The organism is Pseudomonas sp. ef1, assembly GCF_007293365.2.
GTDB lineage: Bacteria > Pseudomonadota > Gammaproteobacteria > Pseudomonadales > Pseudomonadaceae > Aquipseudomonas > Aquipseudomonas siliginis.
Genome location: NZ_CM129815.1, coordinates 5,699,596 through 5,712,802, shown reverse-complemented (window position 1 = coordinate 5,712,802; position 13,207 = coordinate 5,699,596). Strand labels below are relative to the sequence as shown.

At 59.1% G+C, this 13,207-nt stretch carries 10 protein-coding genes; 8 read left to right on the top strand and 2 right to left on the bottom strand.

The window, feature by feature from the left end:
• The first annotated feature begins 69 nt into the window (after positions 1–69).
• The 3 genes from FEE99_RS26110 to FEE99_RS26100 are packed head-to-tail and all read left to right on the top strand — an operon-like array spanning position 70 to position 2,876.
• Complete coding sequence (locus FEE99_RS26110) at positions 70–1,176, top strand: GGDEF domain-containing protein (RefSeq protein WP_041479822.1); 1,107 nt, start codon at positions 70–72, stop codon at positions 1,174–1,176.
• Complete coding sequence (locus tag FEE99_RS26105; RefSeq protein ID WP_041479821.1) at positions 1,169–2,104, top strand: iron-sulfur-binding ferredoxin reductase; 936 nt, start codon at positions 1,169–1,171, stop codon at positions 2,102–2,104. The genes FEE99_RS26110 and FEE99_RS26105 overlap by 8 nt, the downstream gene beginning before the upstream one ends.
• A gap of 28 nt (positions 2,105–2,132) precedes the next feature.
• The gene (locus tag FEE99_RS26100) at positions 2,133–2,876 is read left to right on the top strand and encodes an enoyl-CoA hydratase-related protein (RefSeq protein WP_041479820.1); all 744 of its coding nucleotides are present in this window, start codon (positions 2,133–2,135) and stop codon (positions 2,874–2,876) included.
• A gap of 170 nt (positions 2,877–3,046) precedes the next feature.
• On the opposite strand, the gene pyk is transcribed toward FEE99_RS26100, so the two are convergent.
• On the bottom strand, positions 3,047–4,498 hold the full coding sequence (gene pyk, locus FEE99_RS26095) for a pyruvate kinase (RefSeq protein WP_024014116.1): 1,452 nt from the start codon (positions 4,496–4,498) through the stop codon (positions 3,047–3,049).
• A gap of 172 nt (positions 4,499–4,670) precedes the next feature.
• Here pyk and FEE99_RS26090 point away from each other — a divergent pair, with 172 nt between their 5' ends.
• Positions 4,671–5,057, top strand: coding sequence for a tetratricopeptide repeat protein (locus FEE99_RS26090; protein WP_016773461.1), 387 nt, complete (start codon positions 4,671–4,673; stop codon positions 5,055–5,057).
• A gap of 230 nt (positions 5,058–5,287) precedes the next feature.
• Positions 5,288–5,647, top strand: coding sequence for a PilZ domain-containing protein (locus FEE99_RS26085; protein ID WP_041479819.1), 360 nt, complete (start codon positions 5,288–5,290; stop codon positions 5,645–5,647).
• A gap of 93 nt (positions 5,648–5,740) precedes the next feature.
• Here FEE99_RS26085 and FEE99_RS26080 read toward each other — a convergent pair whose 3' ends face one another.
• Positions 5,741–6,118 (bottom strand): DUF6124 family protein, encoded by a 378-nt coding sequence (locus FEE99_RS26080; protein ID WP_041479818.1) that lies wholly within the window; start codon positions 6,116–6,118, stop codon positions 5,741–5,743.
• 449 nt (positions 6,119–6,567) lie between these two features.
• On the opposite strand from FEE99_RS26080, the gene FEE99_RS26075 reads away from it, so the two are divergent.
• The 3 genes from FEE99_RS26075 (at position 6,568) to FEE99_RS26065 (ending at position 13,172) form a co-directional block, all read left to right on the top strand.
• Positions 6,568–6,981, top strand: coding sequence for a hypothetical protein (locus FEE99_RS26075; RefSeq protein WP_447121740.1), 414 nt, complete (start codon positions 6,568–6,570; stop codon positions 6,979–6,981).
• Complete coding sequence (locus FEE99_RS26070) at positions 6,981–9,374, top strand: hypothetical protein (RefSeq protein ID WP_447121739.1); 2,394 nt, start codon at positions 6,981–6,983, stop codon at positions 9,372–9,374. The genes FEE99_RS26075 and FEE99_RS26070 overlap by 1 nt, the downstream gene beginning before the upstream one ends.
• 150 nt (positions 9,375–9,524) lie before the next feature.
• Positions 9,525–13,172: a Tc toxin subunit A gene (locus FEE99_RS26065; protein ID WP_041479817.1), complete on the top strand. Its 3,648-nt coding sequence runs from the start codon at positions 9,525–9,527 to the stop codon at positions 13,170–13,172.
• Positions 13,173–13,207 lie beyond the last annotated feature (35 nt).

Here is a 13,207-nt window from a genome sequence, read left to right as displayed (position 1 = left end):
CTCTAAAGTGGCATCCGGTCTGTAGAGTAGGACACTCGGTCAGCCTCCTATCGCACGGTGAGTCAACGATTGACCCATAACGCCATTCAACGCCTTTTGCTCAAACGCTTCGCCCTCGCTGCGGCCACCTACGGATTGGCTCTGCTGCTGCTGTGGCTGGCGTTTTTCACCGGGCATTACCAGCAATCGCTCAGTGGCGTGGCCATCGGCAGCGCGCTGGTAGTGATCAGTCAGGCGAGCCTTTTCGCCATGTTCTGGAGCGGGCGCAACCAGCGCTTCGCCGACCCCAGCCTGACCGAAGCGCAAGTGCTGATGGGCCTGGGCTGGCAGACGTGGCTGATCGCCCATGTCGACGAAGCGCGCGGCGCGTTTCTGGTGTTTTACGTGCTGATCCTGCTGTTCGGCCTGTTCCATCTCACCCGACGGGTGTTCATCCGCTGTGCGCTGTTGGTGTTCTTCAGTTTTTCCGCGATTACCCTGTGGGACGCCTACCACTTCCGCTTGGCCGAGCCTGCGCTCGCAGCTTTGCAGGTGTGCATTCTGGCGATGGTCTTGGCGTGGCTGGTGCTTTACGCACGTTTTGTCCAGGTTTCCCGGCAACGTCAGCGCCAGCGTCGGTTTGCCTTGCAGGCGCATCAGGACACCCTGCGCGGAATGATGCGCCAGCTTGAAGATCTGGTCGCCACCGACGAACTGACCGGGCTGTTCAATCGCCGGCATTTCCTGCGCATCGCTTCCCGCGAGCTGAATGCGCTCGACAGCGACGTGATGCACGGGCTGGCGCTGATCGATCTGGACCACTTCAAGCGCATCAACGACCTGCACGGCCACGCCGCCGGCGATCAGGTATTGCAGGCGTTTGCCGGGGTGGCCCAAGCCTGTCTGCGCGACGGTGACGTGCTGGCGCGTTATGGTGGCGAGGAATTCGTTGTGCTGGTGCCCGACTGCGATGCCGAACGCCTGACCGCGTGTTGCGAGCGTTTGCGCATCGCCTTCAGTGAGGTGGAATTGATGGGCCTGCAAGTGCGCAACCTGAGCCTGTCGGCGGGCATGACCCTGCTGTCCGTTGGCGATGATCTGGATGAGGCGTTGCAGCGTGCCGATCAGGCGCTGTATCGGGCCAAGCGTGACGGGCGCAATCGTTGTGCCGCCGCGTGGGAGAACATTGATGCCTGAATTGCGCGTCGGTGATCGGCAGTGGACGGTTGAGGCGGGCAGCAACCTGCTCGACAGTCTCAATCAGAACGGCGTCGCCGTGCCCTACAGCTGCCGCGCCGGCAGTTGCCATGCCTGTCTGGTGCAATGCATCCAGGGCCTGCCCGCCGACAATCGTCCGGATGCCTTGAGTGCCGAGCAACGTCAGGACGGTTGGCGCCTGGCTTGTCAGTGTCAGGTGGTCGAAGACTTGCAGGTACACACCTTCGACCCGATCAGCGACGGCCGCCCGGCCGTGGTCGAAGCGCTGGACTGGCTCAGCGACAGCGTTCTGCGCCTGCGCCTGACCCCGCAGCGGCCATTGCGCTACAGCGCCGGCCAGCATCTGGTGCTGTGGATCGGCCACATCGCCCGCCCTTACTCGCTGGCGAGCCTGCCGCAAGAAGACCGCTTCCTCGAGTTTCACCTCGATTGCCGCCAGCCCGGCGAATTCATCGATGCCGCACGCAAGCTGCAGATCGGCGACTCGATCCGCCTTGGCGAACTGCGCGGCGGTGCCTTGCATTACGATCCGGACTGGCACGCCCGGCCGCTGTGGCTGCTGGCTGCCGGCACTGGTTTGGGTCCGTTGTTCGGGGTGCTGCGTGAGGCCTTGCGTGAGGATCACCAAGGCGCCATCCGCGTCATTCACCTGGCCCATGACGAACGCGAACACTATCTGGCCAAACCCCTTGCCGCACTGGCCGCGCAGCGCGAGAACCTCAGTGTCGAGCTGTGGACAGCGGCCGAGTCGGCCGCCGCTTTGGCGCAACTGCGCCTTGTTTCCCGGCAGACCCTGGCCTTAGTCTGCGGCTCGACGACCAGTGTCGACGCATTCGCCAAGCGTCTGTACCTGGCCGGATTGCCGCGCAATCAACTGCTGGCCGACGTGTTTGTGAGCCGTGGTTGAGCGCTGATTTTCAGACGCGAGACACGCCATGACCGAAGCCATCCTGCTGGAACGCGAACGCGGTTTGCTGACCCTGCGCCTCAACCGCCCGGACAAGAAAAACGCCCTGACGCGCGCCATGTACAGCCGCCTCGCCGAAGCACTGAAACAGGCCGACAGCGACCCCGAAGTCAATGCCGTGCTGATCACTGGCAGCGCCGAGTGCTTCACCGCCGGCAATGACATCGCCGACTTCATCGAACAACCGCCGAGCGACCTCGACAGCCCGGTGTTTCACTTCATGCTCAATCTGCTCGAATGCCGCAAACCGGTGATCGCCGCCGTGGCCGGTGCTGCGGTGGGTATCGGCACGACCCTGCTGCTGCATTGCGATCTGGTATATGTCAGCCGCGACGCCCGGCTGCGCATGCCGTTCGTCAACCTCGGGTTGTGCCCCGAATTCGGTTCAAGCCTGATCCTGCCGCGTTTGCTCGGGCAAGCGAAAGCGGCTGAGTTGTTATTGCTCGGCGAAGGCTTTAGCGGCGAGCAGGCTGCGCAATGGGGAATTGCCACAGACGCGCTGGACAGTGGCGCGGCTGCGTTGAGCAAGGCCCGGGAAATGGCGCTGCGGTTTGATGAGCTGCCGGCCCAGGCCGTGCAAATCAGCAAGCAGCTGATGCGAGCCCCCGATCGCGAGCTGCTGCGCAAAGTGATCGAGGAGGAGGGCGCATTGTTTACCCAGCGGCTGCGTTCGCCAGAGGCGGTGGCGGCGTTGAGCGGGTTTTTTCGCTGAGTGTTAAGACGCCTTCGCGAGCAGGCTCGCTCCCACAGGAGGTTGCATTTCAAGTGTGGGAGCGAGCCTGCTCGCGAAAGGGCCTTACCAGACAAAATATCTGTTGAATCATAAGCAAAAAAGCCCCGCCATTCACATGGCGGGGCTTTTGCGTTTCAGCTGCCGGTCACTCAGACCTGCGGATCACCGACATGCAGGATCTTCATGCCATTGGTGCCGCCAGTGGTGTGGTAGCTGTCGCCCTTGGTCAGGATGACCCAGTCGCCTTTTTCCACGACGCCGCGTTTGGTCAGTTCGTCGATGGCTTTCTGGCTGACTTCGTGCGGTTCCAGCGAGGCCGGGTCGAACGGGATGGTGTAGACGCCACGGAACATTGCTGCGCGGGCCTGGGCTTCGCGGTGCGGGGTGAACGCGTAGATCGGCACCGAGGAGCGGATCCGCGACATGATCAGCGGGGTGAAGCCGCTTTCAGTAAGCGCGATGATCGCTTTGACGCCCGGGAAGTGGTTGGCGGTGTACATGGTCGCCAGCGCGATGCTCTCGTCGCAGCGGCTGAATTCCTTGCCGATGCGGTGGCTGGAGGTCTTGCCGGTCGGGTGTTTCTCGGCGCCGACGCAGATGCGCGCCATCGCCTGCACGGCTTCCAGCGGGTAGAGGCCAGCGGCGGATTCGGCCGAGAGCATCACGGCGTCGGTGTAGTCGAGCACGGCGTTGGCCACGTCGGACACTTCGGCGCGGGTCGGCATCGGGTTCTGGATCATCGACTCCATCATCTGCGTCGCGACGATCACGGCCTTGTTGTGGCGACGTGCGTGCAGAATGATTTTCTTCTGAATGCCCACCAGCTCGGCATCGCCGATTTCCACACCGAGGTCGCCACGGGCAACCATCACCGCGTCGGAGGCCTTGATCAGGCCGTCGAGGGTTTCGTCGTCGGCCACGGCTTCGGCGCGTTCGATCTTCGCCACCAGCCAGGCAGTGCCGCCGGCCTCGTCACGCAGTTGACGGGCGTATTCCATGTCGGCGGCGTCGCGCGGGAAGGATACGGCGAGGTAGTCGACTTCCATTTCGGCGGCGAGCTTGATGTCGGCCTTGTCTTTTTCAGTCAGGGCCGGGGCAGTCAGGCCACCACCGCGACGGTTGATGCCTTTGTGGTCGGACAGCGGGCCGCCGATGGTCACCACGCAATGCAGTTCAGTGGCGGTGGCGGTTTCAACGCGCATCACCACACGGCCGTCGTCGAGCAGCAGCTCGTCGCCCACGCCGCAGTCCTTGACCAGATCCGGGTAGTCGATGCCGACCACTTGCTGGTTGCCTTCGGTCAACGGATGGCTAGTGGAGAAGGTGAACTTGTCACCGATCTTCAGCTCGATCTTTTTGTTGGCGAATTTGGCGATACGGATTTTCGGGCCTTGCAGGTCACCGAGCAGGGCGACAAAGCGGCCGTGCTTGGCAGCGAGGTCACGCACCAGCTTCGCGCGAGCCTTGTGCTCGTCGGGGGTGCCGTGGGAGAAGTTCAGACGGGCGACGTCCAGACCAGCCAGAATCAGCTGTTCGAGAACTTCCGGCGAGTTACTGGCCGGGCCAAGGGTAGCGACGATTTTGGTACGACGGACGGACATGCAAAGACTCCTGAGTTCAAGCGCAGGCAGAGGCTACTATGCTCGAAGGGTGTAGTCATTGTTCGAATGCACTACTTATCGTTTTCTTTATTGAACGCGGCAACTTTGCGACCAGCGCGTCTGAAGTTTTCCGACCTGGGGTCGATACAGAGCACAAGACAGGAGAACCCCCATGCGATTGTTGCCCATTGCCGCCCTTGCCCTCAGCGTCCTCGCCGCGACGGGCTGCACCCGTTGGTCGATGAACCACCATTTGAACAACGCCTACAGCGCCTATGAACGCGGCAACTGCGAGCAGGTCATGCTCGAACTGTCCAAGGTCGAACGCGCCAGCCGCGCCCGCCCTTACGTGTGGCCGGAAGTGTCGATGATGCGCGGTCAGTGCCTGGAACGGCAGAAGCTCTACATCGACGCGGTGCAGACCTACCAGTTCATCATCGCTTCGTACCCCAACAGCGAATACGCCTACCGCGCTCGCGCGCGTCTGGAAACCTTGCAGAGCCTGGGCCATTACCCGACACGCAGCGCCGCTGCGGTGGTCCGGCCGACGCGCTTCTGACGCGCTTTTGGTACAAAATCTGGCCGTCTGTACAAGCTCCGCTATAGTCAAGGAAACCGTTTCGAGCCTTGTCTCGATAACGGCGCAACACCTGCGACTGGCAGTTACAAGGTGACGGCGATTGTCGCGACCGTCACACCGGAAGCGGGGAGAGCGGGCCTGTCGCACAGGTTCGTTCCGAAGCACAGGTGCGGCTCCGTGACGGAGCCCTGCATGGCGAACAGCACATCATGTTTACCGACCGCCGGATCGAACGGCATCAATTGCCGTATTACCTCAGAGTGTTCAACAGCGTCACCGACAAACCCGTCGGCTTTCTCGGCAATGTGTCTACGGACGGGCTGATGCTGATCAGCCAGTTGCCGATGATGATCGGGGTGGATTTTCAGTTACGCCTCAAGGTCCCCGCCCGCGATGGCAGCCAGCAAGTCATCGATTTCAGCGCCTGTTGCGTGTGGTGCCATGAAGACGCCACGCCGCTGCATTACGACGCCGGGTTCATCCTGCGCCGCGCTCCGCCGGAGTTCGGCCAACTGGTGCTGGCGCTGAAGCAGTATTTCAGTTTTCAGCCGTTGCCCGCTTCTGCCTGAACAGCAAAAGATCGCAGCCTTCGGCAGCTCCTACAGGGGGAACGCATTCCAGATGTAGGAGCTGCCGAAGGCTGCGATCTTTTGATTTTTACGTCACGCCACCGCGATCGCCCGCTCCTGATCCAGCGCCTTTTCCGCCAGCAATAAGCCCATCTCGCTCAACTGATAGATCGCCATCGCCAGATGTCGCGGCTTGTCCTCGAGGCTGTCCGCCAGGTCGAGCAGCAGAATGCTGACCGAAGAAAAGGTTTCGTAGGTTTGAATGGCCATCGCTTCGGGGTTGATGTCGGGCGCGACCATGAACATCTGCATGCCGCGATCGACGGAATTGCACGACGGCGCAGCGGCGGGTTTTTTCAGGTAGTGATTGAGGGCTTTTTCAGCGGCCTCGTGGAGTCTGGTGGAATCGGGGGAAGCGTAGGGGGAGGTCGAGTCTTCGGTTTCAGGGGGATTGGGTGTTGGTTTGATCATGGTGATAACCCTTGGTTGGGGCCTTCACCCCTCGCGACTAAACGAAAGGGTGGCGGCTGGACGCAGGTTAGTCGACCGGGGGTATCACCAAAAACCGGCGCGCCGAAGCGCCCTGCGTACAGCCACCATCGAGTGCGGGGATAGGGATTACCCGACTTGATGACGCTTATACACCTTGATGACAAACCCCCGGGCGACTAAACCCGACCACTGATTGGCAGCGGCACGGATCACGTTACGGGGCAGCTTCAAAGCGCACAAGCCGGCGGATTCTGAGTGATGTGTAGGCAACGGCGCAAGCCGATGTAGCCGCGTGTTAATGGCTGAAGGACGTCTGCATGTTGCGGCGTGGGAATAGTTACCGCTGGTCGGGACTGTCAGAGTTGACAGGTGTACCAATATTTGAAGCGACCTACTTTGGATAACGAATAACATCCAAGGTATTGACCATGTCTACGGACCGCTCAAATTCACTGCGCCCCATTCAATTTCCAGAATTAACGAGAGCACAGTTCTACACTGGCGTGGGAGATATTGCTTTTTACATCCCCTTGGATGCCCGCGTAGGGGTCAGTCTCGTCTATCGGGAGAACGACGTAGGAAAAGACACTATGCAGGGGTGGTACCAAGGAATGACCACCCATCATTGGGAAGCGTGGCAGGACCCCGGTCCCTTTCCTGTTCCAGCGATGCTCAGAGAGTTGGTGGGGCAGTATTCGGTCGATTCAAATCCAAGCCCTGTTACTTCGGTTTTTTTCTGGACCGGGTCGCCTCCCGCTGTTGAGGAGTGGGACGGAGATCTTTCCGCTACCGGTTTTCCGGTTTTCAAGGGGGCGGCGCGCCGGGTACTGCGGTCAGATTGATGAACAACCTCACCAAAGAATATTTGAGCGAGCCCAAACAAATTTCCGGTGACGGTAAGTGGGAAATAGCAATCTCAGAGCATTTGAGTGGTGGGTCTATCCTCGCCGAGATGAAATACGAGTTTAGTTATTTTCAACTGCTTCCTACATATAGCGCTCCGATCCATACTCCAAGTTATATTCCTGTAATAACTGCACCTGAAGGTATTCAGCAGACAACTTTTACGCTTGCAGGTATTGATGCCTGGAGGGGAGGCAGCGTTATTGTTTATAAGGAGTTCAGCGGAGTCGTTGGAAGGACTCCTGTACTTTCCACAACGATATGGAGCACTTCTATTACGCTGCCGCCAGGCCCGAATTCATTGGTGGTCTTTCTGAATATAAATGGTGTTGACTACCCACCTGGCTCGCCGCGTGCTTTCAAAGTTCGTCCGCCTACGTTACAACAGCCCATCATCATTAGCTCTGGAACCACGGTTACATTCTCCGGTAGTGGTTATTACGATCCGAAGCTCGAAACGCAGATTCAATTCACTATCAAGAGTCACCCGGGCGCAGAGCCACCGGCCACGCCCCCTAATGTCACGATACAGCAGGACGGAACCTGGCAAAGCACTGCAACCGGCTGGTCGTTAGGCGCTTATGCAGTTGAGGTGATACAGAGAATCGCCGACAACGCCAGCGGCTGGATCGACTCGCTGCCGCTGACCTTCGAAGTAAAAAATATCCTCCCCGATGTCAGTGATGTGCAATTCACCAGCGACTACCAACCGACCTTCAGCGGCAAAGGTTTCAACAGAGCCTTGGTACAGCCACGCAGGCCCAATAGCCCATATCTTGAAGCGCCTGAAGTGGAGGTCGTCGGCGGGCGGTGGTCCACCCAGGCTTCGAGCGTTTGGGGACCCTCGTTCGAACGTGAAGTACACATAAAGCAATTTCTCGACGGTCACCAGTCGCCAAACTGGTTTGTCCTCAAAGTCACCATCCCGCCGCAGGCCCCTGGCCTGAACGAGCCTGAAGATGACGGACTTTCGCCCAGGTTCAGCGGCACGTGCTGGCCGGGTGCAACCGTGAACATTGAGTACAGCGACGAAACCGGCATTGTGCACAAGGGCATCGTCAGTGCTGGCACGTGGCAGTTCAGGCGCGACAAAGAATTTGCCCTGGATATCACACATACCGTCACGGTAACCCAAGTCGCCGCGCAGCAAACTTCGCAGCCGACGTCCACGACCTTCATTGTCAGGAGAGCGATGGTCACGCCAGTGATTACCCAGCCGCCGGACGGCTCGGAAGTCGGTCGTGCTGTAACGGTCGAGGGCACGATGGGTATGGTGGGCGCCACTTTGCAACTGCGCGACAAGCAGTTTGATCGTCCCTTGGGCGATCCGAAAATATTGAGCCAGGATGGCAACTGGTCGATTGACCTGAGCCTCGAGCAATTCAGGCTCTACACCTTTGACGCCCAGCAGACACTGGACGGTCGACCGTCGCTACACAGTGACGAGCATGAATTGACGGTGGTGCTGCTACCGCCAGAATTTCTCCAGCCGATACAACACGGCAAGTTGCCACGAACCGCGTTGCTCAAGGGTACGGGCATGAGGGGCGGGGTTGTCGAAGTCTGTCTGCAAGGGCTTGCCGAACCTCTGCTCAGTGATGTCATTGTGGATTGGGCGGGCAATTGGCAAGCCGAAGTGACGTTGCCGGTGGGCAGCAAAACGATCTGGGCCCGGCAAAGTTTCATGGATGAAAGCGGCAAACTACAAGAGTCGAAAGACAGCGAGCCGCTGCACTTTGACATTGTGCCAGCGGCACCCTTCATTGAAACCCCGATCGAGGGCGATGCCATCGGGCAGCAGGTGGTGGTGTGCGGTTTTGGCGTGCCGGGCGATACGGTCACGGTGACCCTGGTCGGTGCCGCGCGTTCCGAGCCGGCAAGCGCCGTCGTGCAGGAAAATCGCACCTGGTCAGTGATGCTCGATAGTCTGCTCGGCGGGGGGCTTTACCGGCTGGAGGCAGTCGCATCTCTGGACGGGTTCGAATCATTTGAAACCCTGCGCTCGGTCATTTTGGGTACTTTCCGACCTGTGCTCGATGGGCCTGCAGCCGGACGCTGGGTCAGTCATCCAGTGCAGTTCAGCGGCAAGGGCCGTCCGGGCGTGGGCGCCATCGTGAGTTGGTACAACCCGGATATTCAGTGGCTGGCTCAGGTACCCGTGGTCGATGAGCAGTGGCGCGGGGCGGCGATAAGGGCACTGCCTCTGGCGGGCAACTGGTACCGATTCCGGCAGACGCTGACTGAAGCAGCGGATGACGCAACGATGTCCGATTGGGCCGACAGTGCGCGTTTTGAAGTCGAAGCTGCGCGCTTGCCCCACGCCGACTCCTGAAACCCGGCTTCCGACGAACGGCTATCAAAACTGTCAGAACTGACAGTGGACTTGACGGCGTTCGAAGCGCTCAATCGTACTCACTGAATGTGCAGCCTGACGAAGGACGTCAGGTTGCGCGGGCCAGTTGTCGCCTAAAGGAATCTGATCATGGTTGATTCGCGCCGTCCCGCCCTGCAGCTGTTCGATGAGTTGTTCAGCGAGGAACAACGAGCACAGAACGTCGGACTGCAGAACCTCGAGACATACCTGCAAAACGGTGGATCAATTTATCCACTGGTTGAAAGGGGTGTTCAACGCATGGTCCAAGAGCATCAGCTCAGCGTTGAGCAAGCGCAACAATATTGGCGCGGCGCCAATAGCATAGCCACGTCTCAGCGGCGCCAATTTATCGAGCAGACGCTGAGGGGCACCAGGCCCGCGCCAAAGCGCAGCTCCAGCGGTTTGTTATCGATCGTGGACGGTCCCAATTATCACGCTCTGATCGGTACCGATTTTTCCGCGTTGTGCCCGCCAGATGCGCTGGAGTCCATCTGGTCGCCAGTGGCGTATCTGATCGACTTGTTGCGCTGGGTTCGTGACCGTCTGGAGGGTATCAGAGAGGAAGACGATTTCTCGCTGCATAACCGGCGCACAGATCTCTTGGCACTGAACGTCGACTTCAATGCGGTTTATCAATCGATCTCTTCTGTGGACATCATCGTTGAGGTGCTGGAGAAATTCATCGCGGCGCAAACGGATATCGAATCCATCGAAGACGCGCTGATCGCAGCCCGCTACCCCAATGGTCTGCCTTATTACCAGCATTGGGTCACAATTGATGGTATCGCGCAGTTTCATGACCTGTCGGTGGGCGACTTCGAGCACCGGGTCGACCTGGCTTATCCCTATTTTCTGCAAGCCAATGCTCGAGGTGCCAATACTGCAAAGGGTTTCGCCCACGCCTCGCGGCTTGGCCCTTATCAGCGCCTGTTGCTGACAGAACCGCGTGCGGATTTCGAGCTTCGCGAAGCTTTTTTTGCGCACAACTTTGGTACCACCAACCTCGACAAATACCAGAATCTCAATCAGGTGGTGTTCTTGGGTGGGCGCACCAAACTCGACAGTCGACAGATCGAAGCCCTGCTGTCGATTGGCGACTTTACTCCCGTGCGCTCGGCCAATGTGACCTACCCGGATGAAACGCCCGAGCAGCCTGAAAGCGAGCGCTCGGGTTCGGTTTACATAAATGACGGTACTGCGCCGGCGGTGCGTATCGATCCTGCAACCATGCCTCTCCTTCGATTGACGGTCAGCCCCGACGAAGCCATCGGGTTCAACCGATATACGCGGATAAATCAGATGGTGCGCCTGGCCAACTGGACAGGATTGCCGTTCGAACAGGTGGACGCAGTGTTGACATCGGTCATCCGGGCAACAGGGCGCGGCAATTCAACGAAAGGTCACAGCAACGAGATGGACATCTCCAGTGGCGCGGTTCATGCGCTTGGGTTGTTCCAGACGTTGCGCGAGCGCTACGAATGCACCGCCGCGGACTTTGCTGTGTTTGTGGGTGAGCTGTCGGTTTATGGCCGCGGTGAAGCGCTCTCGCAATTCGATCAGGTGTTCAATTTTCAAACTGGTTATCGCGAGCCTTTCAAGCTCGACAACGATGAGTTTGCGGTGGCGCCGATACCGGGCGAGGTGGATCTGACGATCAGCCAGCTCTGCAGTGGTCTGGCGATTGATCCGCAGACTTATTACGTGCTGGCGAACGCAGTGGCCAAGGCTCATGGCTTTACCGACAAATTGAAGCGCAACGCAGCGATCATCTCGAGCTTCTACCGTTTGGTGAGGCTGGCCCGGCTGTTGAACATCACTCCGGTTGAAGGCGTGCTGATGCTATCGATCCTGGGCGGCGATGACTGGGTCAATGGCTTGGCCGGTACTCCTGTCATCCACGATGTACCGGACGGTTCACCGGATGCGCTGGAACTGATCGAGGCTATGCAAAGTTGCGTGCAGTGGTGCGCGCAAAACAATCTGCCGGTGTTGTGGGTGTTGCAGCATGCGGTCGCTGCGCCAGCGGCTCAGGATCCATCCGAACAGGATGAGCAGTTTTTCGAGCAGATTCGCAATTTGCTGCCGACTGCACAGTTGTCCAATAGTACGTTTCTCATGGCAGGCGTTCCGGCAGCCGGGGCCGCGGACTGGATCGAATTTCTCGCGACATCCGCCGACAGCCTGGGGCCGATAACCGACGGGCATGGTTTGATCCTGCCTCCGGAGGGAAGCGCTGAGATGTATCTGGCCTCCGTCCATAAAAAAATCGCCTGGGCGGTCGACAGCGCCTTGGGTGAGATCGAGCCAGCGTTGCGGCAGAGCATCATCGACAACATGGTCAGCGCGTTTTTACAGATGCGCGATGCGCAGACTTCGCTGGTCAAGGAGACGCTGGCGGCATACGCCGGCGTTGGCGTGGATCAGGCATTGCCGGTCCTGAACTGGGCGGACGTCACGGTGCATCAGTTACTGCTGCATGTGCTGGAGCAAGCGGATGCGGGGAGCGAAGGGGCCGGCCGAATTCGCTTCCGAGTTGCCGACACATCATTCGATCTACTGGCTGAAGTTCGCCGGCGCAGTGAGGTGGTGTCGACACTGGGGTTAAGCGCGGCGCTGTTGCAGGATTATCTGGATAGCGGCTACAAGGACTGGCTGGTTCAGGACGACAAGCATGCGTTGACGGTGCGCACGCTTTATTACCTGACCATGCTCACTCGCGCTTTTGCCCTCGCCTCAGCCTCGAGCGGCCAACCGCCACAGAAGCTGTTGGACTACCTGCGCCAGGTCAACGCATTGCCGGATGTCACCGGAGATGCGAGATGGCTGGCACAACAGGCGGCGGCGATCAAACTGGCCGATTTTTTTGGCTGGAGCGTTCAGGAAGTGCGCGAATGTGTGAGCCGCATCGATCCCGACCTGAAGGTGTTGAAAAACCTTCCCCAGCTCGATTTGTTGATGCGCGTGCTGGCGCTGTCCACCGAGAGCGGCATGGATGCGTTAACGATTTTTCTCATTGGTAATCTGCCCGAAACCGTCGACAAAAAATCCTATGCCGATGCCGCCGAACATGCCCTGCTCGGCGAGTCCGATACTCGTGCCCCGATCGTGCATGTTCCAGGCGACGTCAAAGGGCTGGTCACAATCACGTGCGAAGTGGTGGATGACAGCACCGTCGTGGCTAACAAGCCAGACGAAAAAGTCACTTATAAAGTGACCCTCAAAGACGCCAATGGAAAGTCGCTGAGTGGCGTCAATGTTTATTGGCGCGCCACATTGGGCACCATTGAATACAAGGCGACGGGAACGGACGGGACACTTTTGGCCGAGTTTATCCCCGGCAAGGTCATGGGCCGCGACACGCCAATGCTTTGGTTGGACTTGTTCGAGCCGCAATACGCCCCTCCCATAGAAATAACTGCCGACTTCACTACGTTGTCGTTCCCTATTGCAGAACTTTCACCTACGCCTTTGGAAACAGTGAAATACGGTCACGAAGTAGAACTGTATGCGGTGCTGGAGGACGACTACGGAAACCGCGGACAAAACTCGCTCGTGGAGTGGTTCGGCAAGAGCGTTCCGCCCGCGGAGATGGATGCCGTCACTATTCGGCCGGCGCAGGGGTTCACTGATCAGCAGGGGCTTACCCGGGTTTTTGTCTCAAGCAAGACGGGCGGCACATTCGTGTTCAGCGTTCGCTCTCAGTCTGGGGAAAGCGAAAGAATATTCCCCAATGCCATTACCTTTGCCAGGGAGTAGCGGCAGGGCGTTGCGTACTGCCTGGCGAACGTTTC